Consider the following 21,679-nt stretch of genomic DNA (forward strand, 5'->3'; position numbering starts at 1 on the left):
CTGTTCGAGCTCATCGCCCATCGCTACGAGGCGGGCAGCCTGCTGATCACCTCCAATCAGCCCTTCAGCGCTTGGGACGCCATCTTCCCCGACGACATGATGGCCGTCGCTGCCATCGACCGGCTGATCCATCACGCCCATGTCGTCGAGCTCAGCGGCGAGAGCTACAGAAAGCGCGCGCACACCGAGCAACGCAAGAAAACCAAGACCGCCTCAGCGGTCTGACAACACCGACGACCAACCGGCCAAAGTGGTTGTCGCTGACCGGCCAAAATAGTTGACGTCAGATACAGGATTTCGCTTCAATCGCACCTGCGGCATCGGGGATCACGCAGCCGCGAACCGCCGGATATGATTCTCGTCCCGGGACGCGGCCCGGGCCAGATCGTAGTTGGTCTGCATCGTGAGCCAGTGGCGTGCCTCGCCGATCCCTCCACTCTCCAGGCGCACCGCAAAGTCCGGTGAAATGGCGGCGTGTTCGTTGAGAACACGCGAGACCGCGTTGCGGGACATCCCCAAATGCGCGGCAAACTCCGTCACCGAAAGACCCAGCCCCGGCAGCACACGCCGGCGCAGGATCCGCCCGGGATGGGGCGGGTTCCGCATCGCCGTGTCTTCCTGAAGGTCAGTGGTAGTCTTCATAATCCACCTGATCCGCATCGTCGCCACTGAAAGTGAAGGTGACGACCCAGTTGCCGTTCACATGCACCGAGAAAAAGCCGGCGCGATCCCCACGCAGCGGATGAAAATCCATGCCCGGGAGATCTAGGGAAACACTGATCAATGTACACACTCGCGCTCGAGTCGCTTTTGCGCGCGAACAAGGCGCGGCGACTGCCGTGCAGTCACTCTGCACAAGGGAGCCGCAACGCCGTGCGCGCGCCCGTTGTTATCAAAAACGGGCGACCGAGCCCCTTGCATTCAATGGCTTGTGGGGTTGGCACCCCAGGTTCCCCGATCCTGCGTTGCGCCCCGAATCCATAAAAAACGGGCGGGTAGAACCACTACCCGCTGCTCGACGCGCCTTGTCTCGGAAAACCTGGGGTGCCAACGCGAGCGTGTACATTGATCAGTGTTTCCCTAGCTGCCCGGGATGGGTCGCTGCATCCAGCAGCGCGAGAATGTCTTCCAGGTCTTCCACATGGTCCGCCGGCAATCCACGGCGATCGCCGCTCGCATACAAGCGTTTTAGTCCCTTGTGACGAATCTTCCTGATCATCGGCCTTCCTTGGCACTCAACTTAGACTGTAATCTGTAACGTTACAGTGGTCAATTCACTCGACTGACAAGCGGCTCAGCCAAAGCGGTAGTGCTTGCGGATGTCGCGGTGGATCTCCCAGGTGCAGTCCATGCCCTCGGGGAAGGTGACGAGGTCGCCCTCGCCGACCGTGACCGGCTCGCCGCCGTCCGGGGTCACCGTGACCTGGCCTTCCAGGATGTAGCAGACCTCGCGCTCGTCGTAGTGCCAGGGGAAGGTCGAGACCTCCTTCTCCCAGACCGGCCAGTCGAACACCCCCAGGCGTTCCAGGTGATCGTGGTCGGGACGATGGATAACTTCGATGGACATGGAATCCTCGCTCAAGCGGAAATGACCTGCCCATTGTGCCGAGTTCCCGACTCCTTGCGCATCTGTCCGCGCCGGCCCGCTCAACCGCCCGAGGCCGTCATCCGAACGCCGCCAGACCAACTGGCCACGCCGAGCCCCCTATTAGGATTGCCGCACCAGGCAATTCTGGCCGCCAAAATCGCCTTTAAGGCCGAAATCCGCCCGCCCTACCCGGTATTTTGCGCAAGGTTTCCGCAAGTTACCGTGGTCCGACCCCACTGTTGTGCCCGGTGAGGGAGATTCCTCGACAGTTTGAGAAAGCGGGCTGGAGTCTGCATCTGACTTTCTAGTGGTCTCTGTGGAAAGTGGGTGTTCTTTGCTTGTCAGCTCAATACAAGTACTGCTGAAAGTCCACGAACACTTCTCGAATGCTGCTCACCGGGCCCAGCTCGTGCACAGCATCACCGAGGCTGTGGTACTTCAATTCAATCAGCTGGGGGAGCTTCGCCGTATCCAGTTCGCTTACGCCCTGGGCGACATAGTGATCGAGCACGAATCTCAGAAATTCCTGCTGTCTGTAGTCGTGTCCCCGGAAGATGCGCTCCTTGTGGGCATCCACTCGTTCGGCTCGGGTTACCGGCGCCATGTTGAAGGCGATGTAGGCCAATACATCGTATAGGTCGCTGTTCTCGGCCTCGATCAGCTTGCCGACTTCGGCCAACTGTTGTGTGCCGTAGCCCTTCTCCTCCAACCCCTCCAGAAGCTTTTCCCGGGTGTCCGGACGGCCCCACAGGCGGCGAAGCTCATCTTCGTCCTGGAACAGCTCGGGTAGATCGCCGAACAGTCGCTGGATGAATTCAGCGGCAGAGATCGGCTTGCCGTCCGGGCTCCAGAAGCTGGTGGCGGTCATGTGCTGGATGGTGCGTTCCTTGCCGTCGGCGAGTCGGATCTTCACCTTGCTGCGTTTCTCGCAGATGCAGGGCCGTTCGCCGCAGACCTCGCAGGGTTCCGGTGGCTCCTTCTCGCAAACACAAGGCCGCTCGCCGCAAACCGGGCAGGGCTGCGGAGGCTCCCTGGTGCAGCTACAAGGGGTGTTGCCGCACTGCTCGCAGGGTTCGGGCGGCAAGGGCTCCCCATCCCACTCCGGATCGTTGAAGTGCTCGTAGGCCTTCACGAAGTCGTGGATCGTGAAGTAGTCCTTGCCCTCAAACAGGCGCGTGCCGCGTCCGATGATCTGCTTGAACTCGATCATGCTGTTCACCGGCCGCATCAGCACGATGTTGCGCACGTTGCGGGCATCCACGCCGGTGGAAAGCTTCTGCGAGGTGGTAAGGATGGTCGGGATGGTCTTCTCGTTGTCCTGGAACATTTTCAGGAAACGCTCGCCTTCCTTGCCGTCGTTGGCGGTCACGCGCTCGCAGTAGTGCGGGTCGGTGCTGGTCTTGAACTGGTTGATCAGGTCGCGCACCGCCAGCGCGTGTTCCTGGGTGGCGCAGAACACCAGCGTCTTTTCACGCGGGTCGATCTGCTCCATGAACAGTTTCACGCGGTAGCGCTCGCGCTCCTGGATCTCGATGACCCGGTTGAAGTCCTCCTCGGTGTAGCGCCGCCCTTGCTCCACCTCGCCCTCGATGATCTCGTCATCCGCCGTGTAGACATAGTCATCCAGCGTGGTGGCGATCTGCCGCACCTTGAACGGCGTCAGGAAGCCGTCGTTGATGCCTTCCTTCAGCGAGTAGATGTAGACCGGCTCACCGAAGTAGGCGTAGGTGTCGGCGTTGTGCGTGCGCTTCGGCGTGGCGGTCAGGCCGAGCTGCACGGCCGGCTGGAAGTACTCCAGGATGCCGCGCCAGTTGCTCTCGTCATTGGCGCCGCCCCGGTGGCACTCGTCGATGATGATGAAATCGAAGAAGTCCGGCGGATAGTCACCGAAGTTGGGCGCCGGGTGGCCCTCGGCATCGCGCCCGGTCATGAAGGTCTGAAAGATGGTGAAGAACACGTTGCCGTTCTTCGGCACCCGACCCTTCTTGCGGATCACCTCCGGATCGATGCGCACCAGCGCATCCTCGGGAAAGGCGGAAAAGTCGTTGAAGGCCTGATTGGCCAGGATGTTGCGGTCCGCCAGAAACAGGATGCGCGGCTGCCGCCCCGGCGTGCCGGCAGCACGCGCCGCCAGGCTCCAGCGGGCATGGAACAGCTTCCAGGCAATCTGGAAGGCGATGGCCGTCTTGCCGGTGCCGGTGGCCAGGGTCAGCAGGATGCGGTCCCGTCCCGCCGCAACCGCCTCCAGTGCCTGGTTGATGGCGTTGTGCTGGTAGTAGCGCGCCTGCCAGAAGCCGCCCTTGTCCTCGAACGGCACGGCCCCGAAGCGCTCCCGCCAGGTGTCCTGCGCGCCAACACTCGCGCCGAAGGTCTCCGCCCACAGCTCATCCGGCGCGGGCCAGGCCTCCACCGGCCCCTCCGCACCGGTTGCCATGTCCACCCGGTAGATGCCGTCACCGTTGGTGGCGTAGGCGAAGCGCGCCTGCAGGCGCTCGGCGTAGCGCTTGGCCTGGGCCAGTCCCTCGGTCACCGGCAGGCTACGCTTCTTGGCCTCGACCACCGCCAGCTTCTGGCCGCGATAGATCAGCACGTAGTCGGCGATGTCCTGCCTGGCGCGCTTGCCGCCACCCTGCAGCCGACCGAGGGTGATCACCTCGCGCCGCACCCGGCTGGCCTCCACCACGCCCCAGCCCGCCTCCTTCAGGGCCGGGTCGATCAGTTCGGCGCGGGTGTCTGCCTCATTGAGGCCGGCCTCGTTCATCCTTGGTCTCCAGCCAGCATATTCATGATCAGACGGATCATGGTCTCCTTGTTGGCAGGGTCGGACTCGGCCACCAGCAGGGTCAAGGCCGCGAGGCCCACATCGTTGATCACCGGCTCGCCGGACTCATCCAGCAGGCGACCGTTGCGGTGGAGGAAGTCCACGAACAGAAAGGCGGCGCTGCGCTTGTTCCCATCGGAAAACGGGTGGTTCTTCACCACGAAATAGAGCAGGTGCGCGGCCTTGGATTCGACGCTGGGATAGGCGGGCTCACCAAACACACTCTGATCGAGATTGCCGAGCAGCGAGGTCAGGCCATCGCCCCGGTCCCGAGCGAACAGATCGGTGGCTTCGCCGCGCGCCATCAGGTCGGATTTCAGCCCGTCCAGCGCGGCCCGCGCCTGTTCCCAGGAGGGCAGCGTGCCTCCAGTCTGGGCGCGCGGTTCGGTCAGCAAGCCTTCGTCATAGCGTTGCAGCCACAGAAAGGTCTGGGCGTAGCGGCTGACGATATCCACCAGGCCACGACCGCTGCCCGCATCCAGCGCCGGGCTTTGCGCGGCCTTGCGCACCAGCGCCAGGGCCGCCTCCAGCTCCTGCGCGTTTTCCTCGAAGCGCTGGCGGTTCAGGGTCCAGCCCTGGGTCAGGTGCTCGCGTAGGACGCGGGTGGCCCACTGGCGAAACTTGACGGCACGGCGCGAGTTCACCCGGTAACCCACGGAGATGATCGCGTCGAGGTTGTAGTGCTCGATCTGCCGGGTGACCTGGCGTTTTCCCTCGGTTCGAACGGTTTCCAAAATGGAAACGGTTGCCTTCCGTTCCAGTTCCCCATCCTGATAGATGTTCTTCAGGTGCTTGGATACCGCCGCCTTCTGCACATCGAAGATCACCGTCATCTGCTCCTGGGTCAGCCAGACGGTCTCGCGGTCGGCATCCAGCCGAACTTCGACCGCCTTGTCGGCCTCCTCGAAGATGACGATGGGGGCCTTGGTTTCGGCGGTCATGCGATTTCCTCCCCCTGGCGCACGGCATCGGAGGCTGCCTTGCCTGCGGTGAGTTCGCCGGAGAAGGCTTTTTGCAGGAGGGATTGTTTCAGTTCGGCCAGAGCGTTGAATTTATCTTGATATGTAGACCCGAGTTGCTTGGACTCAGTATCGATTTCTTGAATCTTTCGAACAATTTCAAGCTGTTCGTCCGGTGCGGGATACCTTACGGTTAGCGTTGCCAACCCTCTCTGGTTCAGGCTACTAATGTTGGCTCCGTCGCCAGACGCGACTAGCTGCTCTCGTATAGGGCCTGTCCGGAGGTAATGCATAAGAAATTCTGGATGCAACTCATCTCTTTTTAAACGTGCTCGAATTGTGAATCCCGAATGTGAAGTCTTTTCCAATACATCCCCGGCTAACAAGCAGCGCCCAATCAACTGTTTATTGCCATTTGATCGAACTATCAAAATGTCATTCTTTTTCAGCTCATACCCTATTGGTAACGACCCTTCGACTTCCACCTCTTCGAGGAAGTCAGTCGGGACCCAGTAATTCGACTTGAAATTCTTCACGCCGACTATACGAACACTTTCCCCGCAGCTGTTTTTGGTGAAGTTCAAGCCGTTCTTAAAGTCGGCAAGTTGACCCAATTCTCGCTTGGTCCACGTTTTATTCCGTTGGCTGAACACTGCGTTCAGATAACTCTCGAATAACTCCCGGGCATTGGCGAGGTTCTTTTCGGTGTTGGCGACCGCGGTGGCGATTCCCGCGAAGGCTTCATCGAGGATGGCGACGATGCGCTTTTGTTCGGGGAGAGGTGGAAGATCAACTGCCCTCTGCTCCATAGCACCCTTGGTGACATGGATCATGGTGGTTCCGACACCCTGTTCTTTTTTTATCTTCTCCTTATCCCAGTCGAACCAGTAGTACAGGAACTTTCTGTCAATCCTCGACTGATCAAACTCGACTTTCCAAATGTGGTAGTGAAAAATTACCTTGCCGCCCTCCCATATCCGAGGCCCGAATGAGGCCGACCAGGCGTAGAGCAAATCGCCGTTGTCGCAGTATTTGTCGCTGTCGAGCTCTAGGTCAGAGTAATACCAAGACTGATTCGTGAAGAAGTTCCCTACCCGCAAGACAGGGTATCGGCCAGAAAGTAGCAACTCGTTCTTCTTATAGGCTCTTCCATTGATCAGCCGGCAAACATCCGTCAGTTTGACGTTATTCCACCCCTCCCTCATAACATCCCCCGAATGCCTTCCAGGATCTCTTCGCTCTCCCGGTCCAGCGTCTCGATCTCGTTGATGATTACCTCGGGATCGCGCAGGGGGGCGGCCTCGGCCTTGTTGGGGTTCTTCACCGACAGATCGACGCTGTCCGGGTCGATGTCCTTGGCGTCCACGGTCCAAGAGTTCTCGGAATCCTCGAATCCGGCCTGACGCGCAACGAAATCCTCCAGGTCGTTGTCGTTGAGCGGGTTGGTCTTGCCCAGGCTGCGGCCGGGGTCGAGCTGGTAGTACCAGATCTTGCGGGTGGGCGCGCCTTTCTCGAAGAACAGCACCACGGTCTTCACGCCGGCGCCGAGGAAGGTGCCGCCGGGGCAGTCGAGGATGGTGTGCAGGTTGCAGCTCTGCAGCAGCTCCTTGCGCAGCGCGCGCGAGGCGTTGTCGCTGTTGGAGAGGAAGGTGTTCTTGATGACGACGGCGGCGCGGCCATCGGCCTTCAGGTACTTGATGAAGTGCTGCAGGAACAGGAAGGCCGTTTCGCCGGTCTTGATGGGGAAGTTCTGCTGGACCTCCTTGCGCTCCTTGCCGCCGAAGGGCGGGTTGGCCAGGATCACGTCGAAGCGGTCCTTCTCCTGGATGTCGCTCAGGTTCTCCGTGAGGCTGTTGGTATGGATGACATTGGGCGCCTCGATGCCGTGCAGGATCAGGTTCATGATCCCGATCACATACGGCAGGCTCTTCTTCTCCTTGGCGTAGAAGGTGCGGGTCTGGAGCGTATTCAGGTCGCTGGTGGACAGATGGCTGCCGTCGCCCTGGCCGTCCGGCCCGTAACGCAGATAGTCGTGCGCCTCGCACAGAAAGCCCGCTGACCCGGCGGCGGCGTCGTAGATGCGCTCGCCGATGCGCGGCTTCACCACCTGGATCATCGCGCGGATCAACGGGCGCGGCGTGTAGTACTCGCCGCCGTTGCGCCCCGCGTTGCCCATGTTGCGGATCTTCGCCTCGTACAGATGGGAGAGCTCGTGCTTTTCCTGCTGCGAGCGGAAGCTCAGGCCGTCGATCAGCTCCAGCGCATCACGCAGGCTGTATCCGCTGGCGAACTTGTTGCGGATCTCGCTGAAGATCTCCCCGATCTTGTAGTCGATGGTGTCCGGCCCCGTCGCGCGCTCGCGGAAGCCCTGCAGATACGGAAACAGCTCGTGGTTGACGAAGGCGATCAGGTCCGCGCCCGTCAGCGCCTCGTCATGGTCGAATGTGCCATCCGCCGTCTTCGGCGCCGCCCATGCCGACCAGCGATACGGCTCATCGATGATGTACTGGTAGGACTTGCCCACCAGCTCCGCCTCCTGCGCGCGCTCGTACTCCAGATCATCCAGATACTTGAGGAACAACATCCATGACGTCTGCTCCGTGTAGTCCAGCTCCGTCGCGCAGCCGGCCTCTTTCCAGAGCACGTCATCGATGTTGCGGAAGGTTTGCTCGAACATTCAGTCACCAGTGCTGTTTGGATGCACCACCCTCGGGTGGTGGGGGCTAACCGCAATTAAGACAGGTTCTGCGATAGGGGTAGTCAGCAGGTTCTGTTTAGCACCCACGCCCGCGGGCGTCGTAAACGCTCATCGGGGCCCAATGGCCCCTGCAGGTGTCGCCTGGGAAGGGGTGCGTGGTTCGCGGCGGTTGGTGCTGAATGGCGTGCAAGTGCCGATAACGCCGACGCTGGCCCTGTGGGCCCGCAGGGTCATAACCGGGCGCGTAACCATCGGTGAATTGTGCATTACACGCAGCGGATGCGCGAACCGGTCAGGGAAGTCAGGGGTCCCGCCCAGCACGGGTCGAGAGTTTCGGCATCCATTCTCCTGTGCGACCGGGAGGTCCAGTGTCCCCTTCGCCTGCTAGCAGGCTCCTGCAGATGCTTTGCGTTGCAGAACCGGATCAGCCGGACAAGCGTCGTTTCTTGCGCCGGAAACGAAGCGCCACCAGCACCGCGAATGATGCAACCCCCAACACTGCGGGGAAGTATTCCAGAGGAAGACCCAGGCCCCAGGCCATGTATCCGGTGACCAGCGCCCACAGCAGCGGGATGATCGCCAGCACCAGGGGCGGACGCGACGGCACCAGCAACAGCAGCCCCAGGGTCAGCAGCATCACCGGCCCCGGGGCCACGCCGACATATTGCAGCTGCGTCCAGGGCGTTTCGGCCAGCGCAGCGTCCAGAAGCGGGTACCCCACGAAGGCATGGGCGATCACCACCATCGCGGCCCCTCCCCCCAGCCGGCCGGGCCAGCCGAAGCGGGCCTGGCCCATCAGGGTCAGCGCGAACACCAGCATCAGGCCCTGGGCCACGAACACTCCAGCCAGCCACTCGGAGGCGAAGTGGAACGGCGCCAGCGAACCACCGAAGAAGGCCACCCCGGTCCAGATCCACAGCACGCCCAGCAACAGGCCAATGACACGACCAGCCGCACGCGAACCCGGAATCACCAGCCCCACAGCCACCAGAGCAAGCAGTGCGCCAATCCCGTGCAGGGGCCAGATCGCGGTGTTGTACTGGCCCAGGATCGCCAGCCAGGTCGATGCCTCAAACGGCAGCATGTCGGCTCCCCGGTCGCAAGGATTCGGAGGCCAACCCTACAGGTCCTGCACATACGCGACCATGCGGCTGCGCATTCCGGCGTCCGGCATGGGGCCGTACAGCGCGCCCATGTTCTCCTCCATGTGCGCCACCACCGAGGTCGCGGGGATCGCACAGGTCACGTCCGGGTGCGAGACGATGAATTTGAGCAGGAACTGCGGCCAGTTCTCGCATTCGATCTCCGCCGCCCATTCCGGCAGCGGATGCCCCTCGAACTGGTTGATCAGCGCCTTGCGCCGAAACGGGCGGTTCGCGATCACCGCCACCCCGCGTTCCCGCGCCAACGGCAACAGGCGCTGTTCCGCTTCGCGATCCAGGATGTTGTAGGTCAGCTGCACGAAGTCCAGGTCCTCGCGCCGCAGGATGCGCTCCAGCTCATCGTGGCGCCGCGCGTGCGAGGTAGTCACGCCGATATAGCGAACCTCCCCCGCCTCACGCCGCTCGCGCAGGGTTTCCAGGTGCGCCTCCCAGTTCTGCAGGTTGTGCACCTGCTGCAGGTCCAGGGTGTCGACACCCCACAGATCCCGCGACTCCGCATGCTGGTCGCGGCCGGTCGAGGTGCTGCGCGTCCAGATCTTGGTCGCCGAGAACACGCCCTCGGGATGGCCCAGCTCGCGCAGGCCGTGACCGACCACCGCCTCCGCTCGCCCGTACATGGGCGAGGAGTCGATCATCCCGCCGCCACGGCGGACAAAGGTATCCAGGATGCGGGTACGCACCTGCAGCGCTTCGGGATCCTCCGGCACGTTGAAGGTAATCCACGTCCCCATCCCGATCACCGGGATCTTCTCCCCGGAAGACGGGATCGACTTGCGCTGCGGCTCACGCCCCTCGGCGGTCCCACCGACAAGGGGCCACCCCGCGCCGACCGCCACCGCGGACCCGGCCATCCAGCGCAGGAAGGATCGGCGCGAACGCCGCGGAAATGGATGTTTCATGGCACGTGATCACCGAAGAAGACTCCATCCGTGGGCCATCCGGCCGCGCCACAAGTTCCCTATGCGACGGCCTGCAGGTGCCGGGCCAGCGCCGAGACCAGCGGTTTCATGAAGTATCGACCATCCGGTACCACGGTGGGGGTAATACCGTGAGCGTGCAGTTCATCCGCCACCACGGGGCCAATCGCCGCGACGATGGTGCGCCGCAACGCCTCTCGCAACGCATCCTGACGATCATCGGCCTGGCCGACCCGCAGAAGACGCCGGACCTGGGCCTGGCTGGTAAAGGCGATCGCATCCACCTGGCCCGCGATCAGGGCCTCGATCAGCTCGCTCACACGCCCCGTCTCGGCAGCATCCGCGTAGCGGTAGGGCCAGACCGGGAACGCCTCCGCGCCTGCCGCCCTCAGGAAATCCAGCAGACGGCGGTTGGGCTCCGCACCGTAGAGCTGCACACCGATACGTTGTCCGTGCAGGTCCTGAGCGGACAGGGTCTGGATGATCCCTTCGGTGGTCGGTGCCGCCGCTACGGCGTCGGGCTGCACACCGAACGGTTTCATCGCGCGGCCGGGTTTGGGGCCCCGCACCAGCGTCGGGGTCCCGGCCACGGCCGTCAGCCAGGCATCCTCGCACCCGGCGCGCCGAGCAAAGCCGGTCAGCCGAGTAAACCCCTCGCCCGTCAGGAAGATCAGCCGATCGAACGGCGCTTCGATGGCGGATGCCAGCCAGGACTCGATGGCCGCCTGGTCGAGGCTGTCGTGGATGGCGACCAGCGGGCAACGCCACACCTCGGCCCCGCGCCGCTCCAGCAGCCCGGCAAAGACCTCCAGTGCACGGCTCTCCGGGAGCGCGACCCGGACGCCGGCCAGCTCGCCAGAGACCGCATGCGTACGATCCTCCAATCCGCTCACGCCGCGGTCGCGACACCGGATGCCGGCATCAGCTGCGGGAACGTCGTGGCCGACCCGGCATCCGGCCGGAACCAGGCCAGGCGCTGGTGGCAGGCGGCGACCTCGCCGATCACGATCAGGCTGGGCGAGCCGACCTGTTCGCGCTCGGCGCGGGCGGCCAGGGTATCCAACGTGCCGGTGACCACGCGCTGGCGCGCGGTCGTGCCGTTCTCGATGATCGCGGCCGGGGTTCGCCCGGCACGGCCCGCACTCTTGAGCCCCCGACAGATCTCCACCAGCCCCTTGCGGCCCATATAGAACACCAGCGTCTCGCAGGTGTTCGTCAGCTGCGACCAGTCCACGTCCAGCCGGCCCTCGCGGGTGTGGCCGGTAATGAAGCGCACCGACTGGGCATGATCACGGTGGGTTAGCGGGATGCCCGAATAGGCGGCACAGCCACTGGCCGCGGTGATGCCGGGCACCACCTGGTAGGCCACGCCGTCGCGGGCGAGCACGTCCAGTTCCTCACCGCCGCGGCCGAACACGAACGGGTCGCCGCCCTTCAGCCGCGCCACGCGCTTGCCCTCGCGCGCCAGTCGCGAGAGCAGTTCGCTGATCGCCTCCTGCGGCACGCAGTGGTGATCGCGCTCCTTGCCGACATAGAAGCGCTCGGCCTCGCGCCGGGCCAGGTTCACCACCTCGGAGGACACCAGCCGGTCGTAGACGACCACGTCCGCCTGCTGCAACAGCCGCAGTGCGCGGAAGGTCAGCAGGTCGGGGTCACCCGGCCCGGCGCCGATCAGGTAGACCTCGCCTGGCGTAGCGGCTTCCGCTTCATTCAATTCCTGCTCCAGACGCTCTGCGGCCGCGTCCATACGTCCGGCCAGGGCCAGCTCGGTGGCCGGCCCGGCAAACGCCCGCTCCCAGAAGGCGCGCCGCGCATTCACGCTGTCGAAGTGGGCGCGCACCCGGTCACGCAGGCGACCGGCCAGCTCCGCCAGGCGCCCGTAGCCGGCCGGGATCAGGCTCTCGATCTTCGCGCGCAGCAGACGCACCAGGACCGGGGCGCGGCCACCGGAGCCGATTGCGATGGTCAGCGGGCCGCGCTCGACGATGGCCGGCAGGATGAAGCTGCAAAGCTCGGGCTGGTCCGCCACATTCACCGGGATCGAGCGCGCAACACAGTCCTCCGAGACCTGGCGGTTCACCGTCTCGTCGTCGGTCGCGGCGATCACGATCGCCACCTGCCCCAGGTACTCGGTTCGGTAGGCACCCGGCTCGCGGGTGATCGACTCCGGGTGCTCGCGCAACAAGCGCTCGGCGGCATCACTGTACTCAGGGGCCCGCAGGCGCACCCGCGCCCCGGCCTCCAGCAGCAGCGCTGCCTTGCGCGCGGCCACCGGACCGGCCCCGACCACCAGGGCCTGGCGACCGTGCAACTGCATATAGATCGGCAGGTGTTCCATGCTCATCCCTCCCGCGCCACGGGTTCCGTGGGCGCCTCGGATTCTTCATTCAACAGGGTCTGGATCTCGGGGCGGCAGGAGCCGCAGTTGGTGCCGGCCTCGAGGCAGGCACCCACGGCCTCGCAGCTCGCCAGCCCCTGCTCGCGGATCGCCGTGCGGATGCGCGTCTCGTCCACGCCAAAACAGGCGCAGACCAGGCGCCCGCGCGCGGCCTGTCCATTCGGCGGACGGCCCGTGAGCAGGGCCATGCGTTCGTCATCGGTGATCGACTCGGCCGCGAACAGACCGCCCAGCCATTCGCGCTCGGGCAGGCCCCGGTCGGGACCCGCGAACAGCACGCAGGCAAGCCGGCCCTCGTGGATGCGCGCGGCGCGGTAGCGCCCGCCCGCGGGGTCGGCGAACTCCAGCCACTCGCCGGGGCCGTCCAGCCGTGCCCGCCAGTCGGCGATCTCGGGTGGCGCGCCGCGTCCGGCCAGTTCGACGCGCAGATGCCGCGGGCCGCGCACGGTCACCGCGTAGTCGGCCTCCGGTAGGCTCACCGGCTCGCGGCTCAGCACGAAGCCGTGCCAGTCCATCGCCGCCGGGCGCACCGAGACGGCCGTGTGCTTGAACGCCGGCTGCCCGGAGACCGGATCGACATGCGCGGGCACCAGGGCATCCACCCGCGCCAGGCGGGCGATCGGGCGGCTCCAGTGCATCGGCACAAACACGCTGCCGGGGCGTTGCTCGCGGCTCACCTGCACCCGCGCTAGCAAACGCCCATGTCGGCTGGTCACCTCGACCAGATCACCCGCCTGCACACGGAACAGGCCGGCATCCACCGGATGGATCTCGACGAAGGGTTCCGGCTGGTGGGCACTCAGGCGCGGGGTACTCGCAGTACGGGTCATGCTGTGCCACTGGTCACGGATGCGGCCGGTGTTCAGGCGCAGCGGGTACTCGGCATCGATTGGATCGGTTGGCGATTGCGGACTGACCGCCGCGAGCCGCGCACGACCGTTGGCCGTAAAGAAGCGGCCATCGGCGTAGAGGTGCGCCGTACCCGCCTCGGCTCCGGCGGGCAGCGGCCACTGCACCGGTTCGAGGGCCTCAAAGGCGGCCGCGTCGGTCGTGGCCAGCGCGCCGATGTCGAAGTCGCGCGTGCCGTCGTTTTCGAACGCGGACAGGGCCGCATGCTCGCGGAAAATCTCCACCGGCTGCGTATAGGGGAAGGCCTCGGCAAAGCCCAGGCGGCGGGCGACCTCGGCCAGCGCCCACCAGTCGTGACGCGCCTCGCCCGGGGGTTCCCGGAACGGGCGCTGGCGCGAGATGCGCCGCTCGGAATTGGTCACCGTGCCGTCCTTCTCGCCCCAGGTGGTCGCTGGCAACAGCACGTCGGCCACGCGGGTTGTCTCGGTCTCGCGCACGCAGTCGGAGACCACGACTAGCGGGCAGTCGCGGAGGGCCCGCTCGAAGCGTTCGGCTTCGGGCAGGCTGAACAAGGGGTTGGTGCCGATGATCCAGATCGCCTTGATCTGCCCCGACTCGACCGCGCGGAACAGATCCAGCGCCTTGAGCCCCGGGTTGCGGGCGAGATTCGGTGCATTCCAGAAGCGGCTTACGCGATCCAGGGCCGCATCGTCGAAGCCCATGTGCGCGGCCAACTGGCTGGCCAGTCCGCCAACCTCGCGCCCACCCATCGCGTTGGGCTGACCGGTCAGCGAAAACGGGCCCATGCCCGGGCGGCCGATGCGGCCGGTGGCCAGGTGCACGTTGAGGATCGTCCCGGCCTTGTCCACACCGCTGTCGGACTGGTTGATGCCCTGACAGAACGCGGTAACCGTCCGCTCCGTTCGAGCAAAACAGCGGAAGAAGGTGGCCACCGCCTCGGGGTCCAGTTCGCAGGTCTCGGCGGTCACGGCAATCGACCGGCTGGAGGCGCGCGCCGCCGCCAGGGCGTCGGCAAAGCCATCGACATGGCGTTCGAGAAATGCCGGGTCCAGCGCATCCTCGCGGCGCAGGTGATCCAGCAGGCCGTTGAACAGCCAGGCATCCGTGCCCGGCGCCAGCGGCAGGTGCAGATCGGCCGCCTGGGCAGTGGCCGTGCACCGCGGATCGATCACCACCAGCTTCATCTCCGGGCGCGCCGCGCGGGCGGCCTGCAGGCGCTGGAACAGCACCGGATGCGCCCAGGCCATGTTCGAGCCGACCACCACGACCAGGTCCGCCTGTTCCAAGTCGGTGTAGCTACCCGGTACGCCGTCCACACCAAAGGCCCGGGTGTGTGCGGCCACGGCCGTGGACATGCAAAGCCGCGAGTTGGTGTCGATGTTGGCCGAGCCGACGAAGCCCTTCATCAGCTTGTTGGCTACATAGTAGTCCTCGGTCAGGATCTGCCCCGAGACATACAACGCCACGGCATCCGGCCCGTGGCGGTCGATCACCTCGCGAAAGCCGCCCGCGACATGATCCAGTGCTGCGTCCCAGTCGACGCGCGCGCCCTGGATCTCCGGGTGCAACAGCCGGCCCTCGTCCCCCAGGGTCTCGGCCAGCGCCGCGCCCTTGGAACACAGGCGCCCGGCGTTCGCCGGATGGCTGGCGTCGCCACGTACCGCCACCGGAAACTCGCCATCGGGCGTCGCGGTCACCTCCACGCCACAGCCCACCCCGCAATAAGGGCAGGTGGTACGCGTCACCGATTCGGACGTGGCCATCTCAGCCCGCCTCGCGGCAGTCAACCACCGGCGCCGCGTCCGAATCGGCGGCCGCGGCGGCCAGGTCCAGCCACACCTGGCCCTCGGTCACGTGGACCGGGAAGGCATGTGTGCAGCCCGAATCCGCGCCCGTGGCCGCGCCGGACTGCAGGTCAATCACCCAGTTGTGTAGCGGACAGGTCACACGTTCGCCGTGGACGATGCCCTGCGACAGTGGCCCGCCCTTGTGCGGACACTGGTCGCGCAGGGCGAAGACGCGGTCGTCCGCGGTGCGGAACACGGCGATGTCACCCTGCGGGCCGGCGACGACCCGCGCGCCCAGCGGCGGGATCTCGGCGAGATGGCAGATCGCGATCCAGCTCATGCCGACACCTCCGGGCGCGGGCCCTTCGGCGGGTCATCCACCGGCCGGATGGGAATGAACTCGTGCGCCGCATGGCCGGCGGCCCGCTCGGCCCAGGGGTCCACCTGCGCCACCTCCTGCGACTGAAGGAAGCGGGCGTACAGCGCGGCACGGTTCTCGGCGTCGTCCACCAGGCGTTCCTTCACCTGCGTCAGCCCGACACGCTCGATCCAGGGCGCGGTACGCTCCAGGTAGCGGGCGCTTTCGCGGTAGAGCTGCATGAAGGCCCCGGCGTATTCGAGCACCTCGGCCTCGGTCTCCACCTTGCAGAGGAAATCGGTCGCACGAACCTTCACCCCGCCGTTACCGCCGACGTGCAGCTCGTAGCCGGAGTCCACGCAGACCACGCCCAGGTCCTTGATCGTCGCCTCGGCGCAGTTACGTGGGCAGCCGGAGACGGCCATTTTGAACTTGTGCGGGGTCCACGAGCCCCAGCTCATCCGTTCCAGCTGGATGCCGAGACCGGTGGAGTCCTGGGTGCCGAAACGGCACCACTCGGAGCCAACACAGGTCTTCACCGTACGCAGGGCCTTACCGTAGGCATGGCCGGAGACGAACCCGGCCTGGCCGAGATCGCGCCACATGGCCTGCAGGTCGCTCTTTTCCACACCCAGCAGGTCGATGCGCTGGCCGCCGGTAAACTTGACCGTGGGCACCTCGTAGCGCTCGGCCACCTCGGCGATCGCGCGCAGTTCGGCCGGCGTGGTCACCCCGCCCCAGATGCGCGGGATCACCGAGTAGGTCCCGTCCTTCTGGATGTTGCCGTGGGCACGCTCGTTGATGAAACGCGACTGCGCGTCGTCCTGGTACTCCTTCGGCCAGGCCGCCAGCAGGTAGTAGTTGAGCGCCGGCCGGCAGACGTGACAGCCGTTCGGGGTCTTCCAGTCGAGGGCCTGGAATACCGCGTCCATGGTCTTCAGGCCGTCGCGGGTGATCGCCGCGCGAACCTCGTCGTGACTGTGATCGGTGCAGGCGCAGACGGGCTTTTTCGCCGGGGCATCGGAGTAGTCACCGCCCAGCGTGGTCGCCAGCAGTGACTCGACCAGTCCGGTGCAGGAACCGCAGGAATTCGAGGCCTTGGTGTGGGCGCGAACGTCCTCCAGCGTGAACAGCTTGTGCTCGCTGATCGCCTGGACGATATCCCCCTTGCACACACCGTTGCAGCCGCAGATCTCGGCGTTGTCCGGCATCGCCGCCACGCGCGAGGCCTCGTCGCCGTGGCCGGAGTCGCCGATATGCGCCTGGCCGAACAGCAGGTTCTCGCGGATATCGGCGACCGGCGTCCCGTCGCGCATCAACTGGAAGTACCAGGAGCCATCCAGGGTGTCGCCGTAGAGCACCGCGCCCTGGATGCGATTGTCCTTCAGCACCAGGCGCTTGTAGACGCCGCGCGCGGCGTCCTGGAACACCAGATCCTCGGTGGTCTCGTCACCGGCGAAGTCGCCGGCGGAGAACAGGTCGATCCCGGTCACCTTGAGCTTGGTCGAGGTCATCGAGCCCTCGTAGCGCCCGATGCCGTACTCCGCGAGGTGGTTGGCACAGACCTTGGCCTGTTCCCACAGCGGCGCGACCAGGCCGTAGGTCGTGCCGCGATGCTGCACGCACTCCCCGACCGCGTAGATCGCCGGGTCATACGTCTGCATCGTGTCGTTCACTACCACGCCGCGCTCACAGTGCAGCCCGGCGGACTCGGCCAGCGCGGTATTCGGGCGGATGCCGACCGCCATCACCACCAGATCGGTGTCGACCTCGCTGCCATCGGCAAAGCGCACGCCGGTGACCCGCGCGTCCCCGAGGATCGCCTGGGTCTGGTGCGCCATGCGAAAGTCCATGCCGCGCTCCTCCAGCGAGGCGCGCAGCATGCCGGACGCCGCGGGATCCAGCTGGCGCTCCATCAGGTGATCCATCAGATGCACCACGGTCACGTCCATGCCCTGGCGCATCAGGCCGTTTGCGGCCTCCAGCCCCAGCAGGCCACCGCCGATGACCACCGCGCGCTTGTGTTCACGGCTGGAGGCCAGCATCGCGTCGACATCGTGGATGTCGCGAAAGCCCACCACACCGTCAAGATCGACACCCGGAATCGGGATCATCACCGGATCCGAGCCGGTCGCCAGCAACAGCCGGTCATACGGCGCCTCGGTGCCGTCCTCGGCGATTACCCGACGACCAACACGGTCGATCCGCTCGATGCACTTGCCCTTGTGCAGGGTGATCCCGCGCTCGGCATACCAGGCATCGTCGTTCAGCATGATCTCGTCGACGGTCTTCTCCGAGGCCAGCACCGGCGAGAGCATGATGCGGTTGTAGTTGCCCCAGGGTTCGGCGCCGAACACGGTGATGTCGTACATGTCGGGCTTGAGTTTCAGCAGCTCCTCGACCGTGCGCATCCCGGCCATGCCATTGCCGATCAGGACCAGCCGCGGCTTGTCGTTTGGCGTGTTCATTACGCAGCCTCCGCTTCCGGGTTCTTGTGACGCTCGTGGAGGAAGCGCAGGACCTCGGCCCGGTAGTGGTTGTACTGCGGGTTGTCGGCCATCGCCAGACGCTCGCGCGGCTTGGGCAGGTCAATCTCCAGGATCTCGCCGATGGTCGCGGCCGGGCCGTTGGTCATCATCACGATGCGGTCGGACAGCAGCACGGCCTCGTCCACGTCGTGGGTGACCATCAGCACGGTATTGCCCAGATCCGACTGGATGCGCATCACCTCATCCTGTAGGTGCGCCCGGGTCAGCGCGTCCAGCGCACCGAACGGCTCGTCCATCAGCAGTACCTTCGGCTCCATCGCCAGTGCCCGGGCGATGCCGACACGCTGCTTCATGCCTCCGGAGATTTCGTCCGGGCGCTTGTCGAGTGCGTGGCCCATGCCGACCATCTCCAGCGTCTGCAGGATCCACTCGCGACGCTCGGCCGCCGACTTGGTGCCCTTGAAGGTCTTGTCCACCGCCAGGGCGACGTTGTCGCGCACCGTCAGCCAGGGCAGCAGCGAGTGGTTCTGGAACACCACGCTGCGATCCGGTCCCGGCTTGCTCACTTCCTTGCCGTCCAGGATCACCGCGCCGGTGCTGGTCTCCAGCAACCCGGCGACGATGTTGAGCACCGTCGACTTGCCGCAGCCGGAGTGGCCGATGATGGAGATGAACTCGCCGCGGTCCACGTGCAGGTCGACGTCGCGCAGCACCTCGGTAGCCGAAGGCCCTTCACCAAAGGTCTTGTGGACATGTTCGATGGAGAGATAGCTGGTCATGATGTTTCTCCTGTAAGGGGCCGGCTCAGCCGGCCTGCGTGCCACGGGTAACCCAGTTGCCGACGATGGCAACCAGACGGTCGAGGAAGAACCCGACCAGGCCGACGTAGACGAGCGCGAGCACGATGTCGCTGAGCATGGAGGCGTTCCAGGCATCCCAGATAAAGAAACCGATACCAACACCACCGATCAGCATCTCGGCGGCCACGATCGCCAGCCAGGCGAGACCGATCCCGATGCGCAAACCGGAAAAGACATACGGCGCGGCGGCCGGGAGCATGATCTTGGTGAAGTACTCGAAGCCGTTCAGGCGCAGCACGCGGGCCACGTTCACGTAGTCCTGCGAGATATTCCGGATACCGACGGAGGTGTTGATGATGATCGGCCAGATCGCGGTGATGAAGATCACGAAGATCGCCGACGGATTGCTGGCCTGGAACGCAGCCAGCGAGATCGGCAGCCAGGCCAGCGGCGGCACGGTACGCAGGACCTGGAACAGCGGGTCGAGTCCGCGCATCGCCCAGGTGGACTGACCCACCAGCACGCCCAGGCCAATGCCGGCGACCACCGCCAGCGCATAGCCATAGGCCACGCGCTCGAGGCTGGCCAGCAACTGCCAGGCCATGCCGACGTCGTTGCCGCCGTAGTCATAGAAGGGATTGACGATCAGTTCCCAGGTGTCGGTAATCACCTGGCTCGGGGCGGGCAACACGGCTCCCGGGGAGGACGCCATCATCTCCCAGATAAGCAAAAAAAGCGCCGTGACGACCACCGGCGGCACCACGACCGCGGCAGTATTGCGCAGGCGCCGGGCCCAGGCCCCGGGATCTGCCCCGGGGCGCGGCTGGGGCCTGGCCGCAATGGTGGTGGCCTTCCGGGCCACGGGCCGGGTGGGCGACGCGTCGGCCGCCGGGCGTTCGCGCCCGGAGCCAAAGGTCAGGGTGCGGTCGAGAATGGCACTCATCGCGAAATCCTCTTGAATCGTTTGTTCGGGGGTCAGTCGGGCAACGCGTCAGGACGCGAGCGCCTTGATGTCCAGGCTGTCGAGATAGGCCTGCGGGTTCTCCGGGTCGAAGACCTTGCCGTCGAAGAACGATTCCTTGCCGCGCGAGGTGGACTCGGGGATGTCGGCGCCGTCGATGCCGAGCGCCTCGGCGGCCTCGCGCCAGATGTCCTCGCGGTTCACCTCGTCCACCAGCGCCGGCATGTCCAGATCCGGCGGCAGATAACCCCAGCGGATGTCCTCGGTGAGGAACCACAAGTCGTGGCTCTTGAACGGATAGGAGGCGTGATCCTTCCAGTAGCGCATCTGGTCCGGGTGGTCCTCGACCACGCGGCCGGTGCCGTAGTCGAAGTTCCCCTGCATGCGGTCGATGATGTCGCCGTACGGGGCGTGGATGTAGCGCCGGCGCGAGCAGATCTCGGCGACCTCCTCCTTGTTCGCCGGGTCCTCGCAGTACATCTGCGCCTCCATAACCGCCATGGTCAGGGCGCGCGCCGCGTTCGGATGAGCCTCCACCCAGTCGGCACGCATGCCCAGCGCCTTCTCCGGGTGGTTGTGCCACAGTTCGCCGGTGGTGTTGGCGGTGTAGCCGATGCCCTGATTAATCAGCTGCATGTTCCACGGCTCGCAGACACAAAAGGTGTCCATGGACCCGACGCGCATGTTGGCAACCATCTGCGCCGGCGGGACCACGATGGTGGCGATGTCGCGGTCCGGATCGATCCCGCCGGCGGCCATCCAGTAGCGGATCCACAGATCATGGGTCCCGCCCGGGAAGGTCATCGCCGCACGAATGTCGTCACCGCCGGCGGCCTTCTCGGCCAGGGCGCCCTTGAACTCCGTGGTGTCGGTGCCGACCTTCAGGTCCGCGTACTCGTCCCCGACCGAGATGCACTGCCCGGCCAGGTTCAGTCGCGCGAGGATCGTCATCGGCGTGCCCCGGCGATGGATCAGGTAGGGCATTGGCGTGAGAATGTGCGAGCCATCGATTCCGCCGCGTTGCGACCCCAGATCCAGGTTGTCGCGCACCGTGCCCCAGGAGGACTGCTTCAGCACCTGCACATCGGGCATGCCGTGAGCGGCGAAAAAGCCCTTCTCCAACGCAATGAACAGCGGTGCGGCATCCGTCAGCGCGATGAAGCCGAGCTTCGCCTCGGTGGTCTCCGGCTTGCCATTGCCGGCCTTCGCATAGCCCCAGGGCGCCGCGCCCGAAAGGCCCATTGCCGTGGCGCCGATTCCGGCGGCCATGCCGCCCAGGAAACGCCGGCGCGACAGGCCGGAGGTGTTCTTCGTGTCGTTCGTTTGATCGGTCATTACGGGTTCACTCCCCTTGTCAGCAAACACATCCCAAAAACGAAAAAAGGCGTCGCATCAGCCCGGCCGCTTGTGCAGCCGGGTGATGGACGCCTTTGTCCAGTCTCACGGGAGCCCCGGTCATCGGGTCTCCCTGTTGTCAGGCGACGAACCGCCGTTGGCTCGTCTTGCCCATACTCCTGCAGGAGGTGTGCCAATTAGCCGTTGCTAGGTGACCCTGCGGGAAACAATCGCCACGTGGCGCGGAAAAATCGGATGGTTTCGAACACCGGGTCGAACGCTTGCGGGAAGCCCGAAGTCCGGAAGCCGATCCCTAAGGCACCAGCCTGGGGCGCACTTGCGGTGCAGTTGACCTGCAATAGTGCGCTGCCAGAGGGCGACCTAACCCGCCGTAGGAGCCGCCTTGGCGGCGAAGCCCCTGCCCGCGCCGGACTTTGGCAGGGGCTTCGCCGCCAAGGCGGCTTGTATGTTTAACCCCGGCAGGCCTAGAAAGGGTCTGTCGGGGTGGAGGGACGAGGCCGGCATCTGGCCTGTG

19 protein-coding genes are annotated in these 21,679 nt (G+C 65.2%); 1 reads left to right on the plus strand and 18 read right to left on the minus strand.

What is annotated here, in order from left to right:
- A partial coding sequence (locus F618_RS14955) for an ATP-binding protein (RefSeq protein ID WP_019568829.1) occupies positions 1–225 on the plus strand: 225 nt, incomplete at its 5' end.
- Positions 226–327: 102 nt separating this feature from the next.
- On the opposite strand, the gene F618_RS0113030 is transcribed toward F618_RS14955, so the two are convergent.
- The 18 genes from F618_RS0113030 to F618_RS0113115 all read right to left on the minus strand — a co-directional run bounded on the left by F618_RS0113030 (position 328) and on the right by F618_RS0113115 (position 21,144).
- Positions 328–606: a HigA family addiction module antitoxin gene (locus tag F618_RS0113030; RefSeq protein WP_019562664.1), complete on the minus strand. Its 279-nt coding sequence runs from the start codon at positions 604–606 to the stop codon at positions 328–330.
- A gap of 19 nt (positions 607–625) precedes the next feature.
- Positions 626–754 (minus strand): type II toxin-antitoxin system RelE/ParE family toxin, encoded by a 129-nt coding sequence (locus tag F618_RS14960; RefSeq protein ID WP_019568830.1) that lies wholly within the window; start codon positions 752–754, stop codon positions 626–628.
- 315 nt (positions 755–1,069) lie between these two features.
- A complete protein-coding gene (locus tag F618_RS16245) occupies positions 1,070–1,219 on the minus strand; it encodes a hypothetical protein (protein WP_018176472.1) in 150 nt (49 codons plus the stop codon).
- A gap of 75 nt (positions 1,220–1,294) precedes the next feature.
- Positions 1,295–1,567 carry a cupin domain-containing protein gene (locus F618_RS0113045; protein ID WP_019562662.1) on the minus strand — a complete coding sequence of 91 codons (273 nt, stop codon included), beginning with the start codon at positions 1,565–1,567 and terminating at the stop codon, positions 1,295–1,297.
- A 367-nt stretch (positions 1,568–1,934) separates the two neighbouring features.
- Positions 1,935–4,349, minus strand: a complete 2,415-nt coding sequence (hsdR, locus tag F618_RS0113050; protein WP_019568831.1) for an EcoAI/FtnUII family type I restriction enzme subunit R — start codon at positions 4,347–4,349, stop codon at positions 1,935–1,937.
- The gene (gene rhuM, locus F618_RS0113055; RefSeq protein WP_019568832.1) at positions 4,346–5,350 is read right to left on the minus strand and encodes a virulence protein RhuM/Fic/DOC family protein; all 1,005 of its coding nucleotides are present in this window, start codon (positions 5,348–5,350) and stop codon (positions 4,346–4,348) included. Before rhuM ends, hsdR begins: the two co-directional genes overlap by 4 nt.
- Positions 5,347–6,573: a restriction endonuclease subunit S gene (locus tag F618_RS15185; RefSeq protein ID WP_019568833.1), complete on the minus strand. Its 1,227-nt coding sequence runs from the start codon at positions 6,571–6,573 to the stop codon at positions 5,347–5,349. The genes rhuM and F618_RS15185 overlap by 4 nt, the downstream gene beginning before the upstream one ends.
- Positions 6,570–8,045 (minus strand): N-6 DNA methylase, encoded by a 1,476-nt coding sequence (locus tag F618_RS0113065; protein ID WP_019568834.1) that lies wholly within the window; start codon positions 8,043–8,045, stop codon positions 6,570–6,572. The genes F618_RS15185 and F618_RS0113065 overlap by 4 nt, the downstream gene beginning before the upstream one ends.
- A gap of 445 nt (positions 8,046–8,490) precedes the next feature.
- Complete coding sequence (locus F618_RS0113070) at positions 8,491–9,150, minus strand: DUF6064 family protein (protein WP_019568835.1); 660 nt, start codon at positions 9,148–9,150, stop codon at positions 8,491–8,493.
- Positions 9,151–9,186: 36 nt separating this feature from the next.
- Entirely contained in the window at positions 9,187–10,128 is a 942-nt protein-coding gene (locus tag F618_RS0113075) for an aldo/keto reductase (RefSeq protein WP_019568836.1), read from the minus strand.
- Positions 10,129–10,187: 59 nt separating this feature from the next.
- Complete coding sequence (locus F618_RS0113080; protein ID WP_026331235.1) at positions 10,188–11,039, minus strand: uroporphyrinogen-III synthase; 852 nt, start codon at positions 11,037–11,039, stop codon at positions 10,188–10,190.
- Complete coding sequence (gene cysG, locus F618_RS0113085; protein WP_026331236.1) at positions 11,036–12,484, minus strand: siroheme synthase CysG; 1,449 nt, start codon at positions 12,482–12,484, stop codon at positions 11,036–11,038. The genes F618_RS0113080 and cysG overlap by 4 nt, the downstream gene beginning before the upstream one ends.
- A 2-nt stretch (positions 12,485–12,486) precedes the next feature.
- The gene (locus F618_RS0113090; RefSeq protein WP_019568839.1) at positions 12,487–15,177 is read right to left on the minus strand and encodes a nitrate reductase; all 2,691 of its coding nucleotides are present in this window, start codon (positions 15,175–15,177) and stop codon (positions 12,487–12,489) included.
- Position 15,178: 1 nt separating this feature from the next.
- Positions 15,179–15,541, minus strand: a complete 363-nt coding sequence (gene nirD, locus F618_RS0113095) for a nitrite reductase small subunit NirD (protein WP_018951304.1) — start codon at positions 15,539–15,541, stop codon at positions 15,179–15,181.
- Positions 15,538–18,027, minus strand: a complete 2,490-nt coding sequence (nirB, locus tag F618_RS0113100) for a nitrite reductase large subunit NirB (protein WP_019568840.1) — start codon at positions 18,025–18,027, stop codon at positions 15,538–15,540. The genes nirD and nirB overlap by 4 nt, the downstream gene beginning before the upstream one ends.
- Positions 18,027–18,827, minus strand: coding sequence for an ABC transporter ATP-binding protein (locus F618_RS0113105; protein WP_019562650.1), 801 nt, complete (start codon positions 18,825–18,827; stop codon positions 18,027–18,029). The genes nirB and F618_RS0113105 overlap by 1 nt, the downstream gene beginning before the upstream one ends.
- A 25-nt stretch (positions 18,828–18,852) precedes the next feature.
- Entirely contained in the window at positions 18,853–19,791 is a 939-nt protein-coding gene (ntrB, locus tag F618_RS0113110; protein ID WP_018167927.1) for a nitrate ABC transporter permease, read from the minus strand.
- 48 nt (positions 19,792–19,839) lie between these two features.
- Entirely contained in the window at positions 19,840–21,144 is a 1,305-nt protein-coding gene (locus F618_RS0113115) for a CmpA/NrtA family ABC transporter substrate-binding protein (RefSeq protein ID WP_019562649.1), read from the minus strand.
- Positions 21,145–21,679 lie beyond the last annotated feature (535 nt).

Origin of the sequence: Thioalkalivibrio sp. ALMg13-2 (assembly GCF_000381185.1) — a bacterium.
Classification (GTDB): domain Bacteria; phylum Pseudomonadota; class Gammaproteobacteria; order Ectothiorhodospirales; family Ectothiorhodospiraceae; genus Thioalkalivibrio; species Thioalkalivibrio versutus.

Bases quoted from the DNA above. Each gene is read 5' to 3' on its own strand.
- ntrB (WP_018167927.1), bottom strand. From the start codon at position 19,791: ATGAGTGCCATTCTCGACCGCACCCTGACCTTTGGCTCCGGGCGCGAA.
- nirB (WP_019568840.1), bottom strand. From the start codon at position 18,027: ATGAACACGCCAAACGACAAGCCGCGGCTGGTCCTGATCGGCAATGGC.
- F618_RS0113075 (WP_019568836.1), bottom strand. From the start codon at position 10,128: ATGAAACATCCATTTCCGCGGCGTTCGCGCCGATCCTTCCTGCGCTGG.
- nirD (WP_018951304.1), bottom strand. From the start codon at position 15,541: ATGAGCTGGATCGCGATCTGCCATCTCGCCGAGATCCCGCCGCTGGGC.
- F618_RS0113070 (WP_019568835.1), bottom strand. From the start codon at position 9,150: ATGCTGCCGTTTGAGGCATCGACCTGGCTGGCGATCCTGGGCCAGTAC.
- rhuM (WP_019568832.1), bottom strand. From the start codon at position 5,350: ATGACCGCCGAAACCAAGGCCCCCATCGTCATCTTCGAGGAGGCCGAC.
- F618_RS0113030 (WP_019562664.1), bottom strand. From the start codon at position 606: ATGCGGAACCCGCCCCATCCCGGGCGGATCCTGCGCCGGCGTGTGCTG.
- F618_RS0113045 (WP_019562662.1), bottom strand. From the start codon at position 1,567: ATGTCCATCGAAGTTATCCATCGTCCCGACCACGATCACCTGGAACGC.
- F618_RS0113090 (WP_019568839.1), bottom strand. From the start codon at position 15,177: ATGGCCACGTCCGAATCGGTGACGCGTACCACCTGCCCTTATTGCGGG.
- F618_RS16245 (WP_018176472.1), bottom strand. From the start codon at position 1,219: ATGATCAGGAAGATTCGTCACAAGGGACTAAAACGCTTGTATGCGAGC.
- F618_RS0113065 (WP_019568834.1), bottom strand. From the start codon at position 8,045: ATGTTCGAGCAAACCTTCCGCAACATCGATGACGTGCTCTGGAAAGAG.
- F618_RS0113105 (WP_019562650.1), bottom strand. From the start codon at position 18,827: ATGACCAGCTATCTCTCCATCGAACATGTCCACAAGACCTTTGGTGAA.
- F618_RS15185 (WP_019568833.1), bottom strand. From the start codon at position 6,573: ATGAGGGAGGGGTGGAATAACGTCAAACTGACGGATGTTTGCCGGCTG.
- cysG (WP_026331236.1), bottom strand. From the start codon at position 12,484: ATGGAACACCTGCCGATCTATATGCAGTTGCACGGTCGCCAGGCCCTG.
- F618_RS0113115 (WP_019562649.1), bottom strand. From the start codon at position 21,144: ATGACCGATCAAACGAACGACACGAAGAACACCTCCGGCCTGTCGCGC.
- F618_RS14960 (WP_019568830.1), bottom strand. From the start codon at position 754: ATGGATTTTCATCCGCTGCGTGGGGATCGCGCCGGCTTTTTCTCGGTG.
- hsdR (WP_019568831.1), bottom strand. From the start codon at position 4,349: ATGAACGAGGCCGGCCTCAATGAGGCAGACACCCGCGCCGAACTGATC.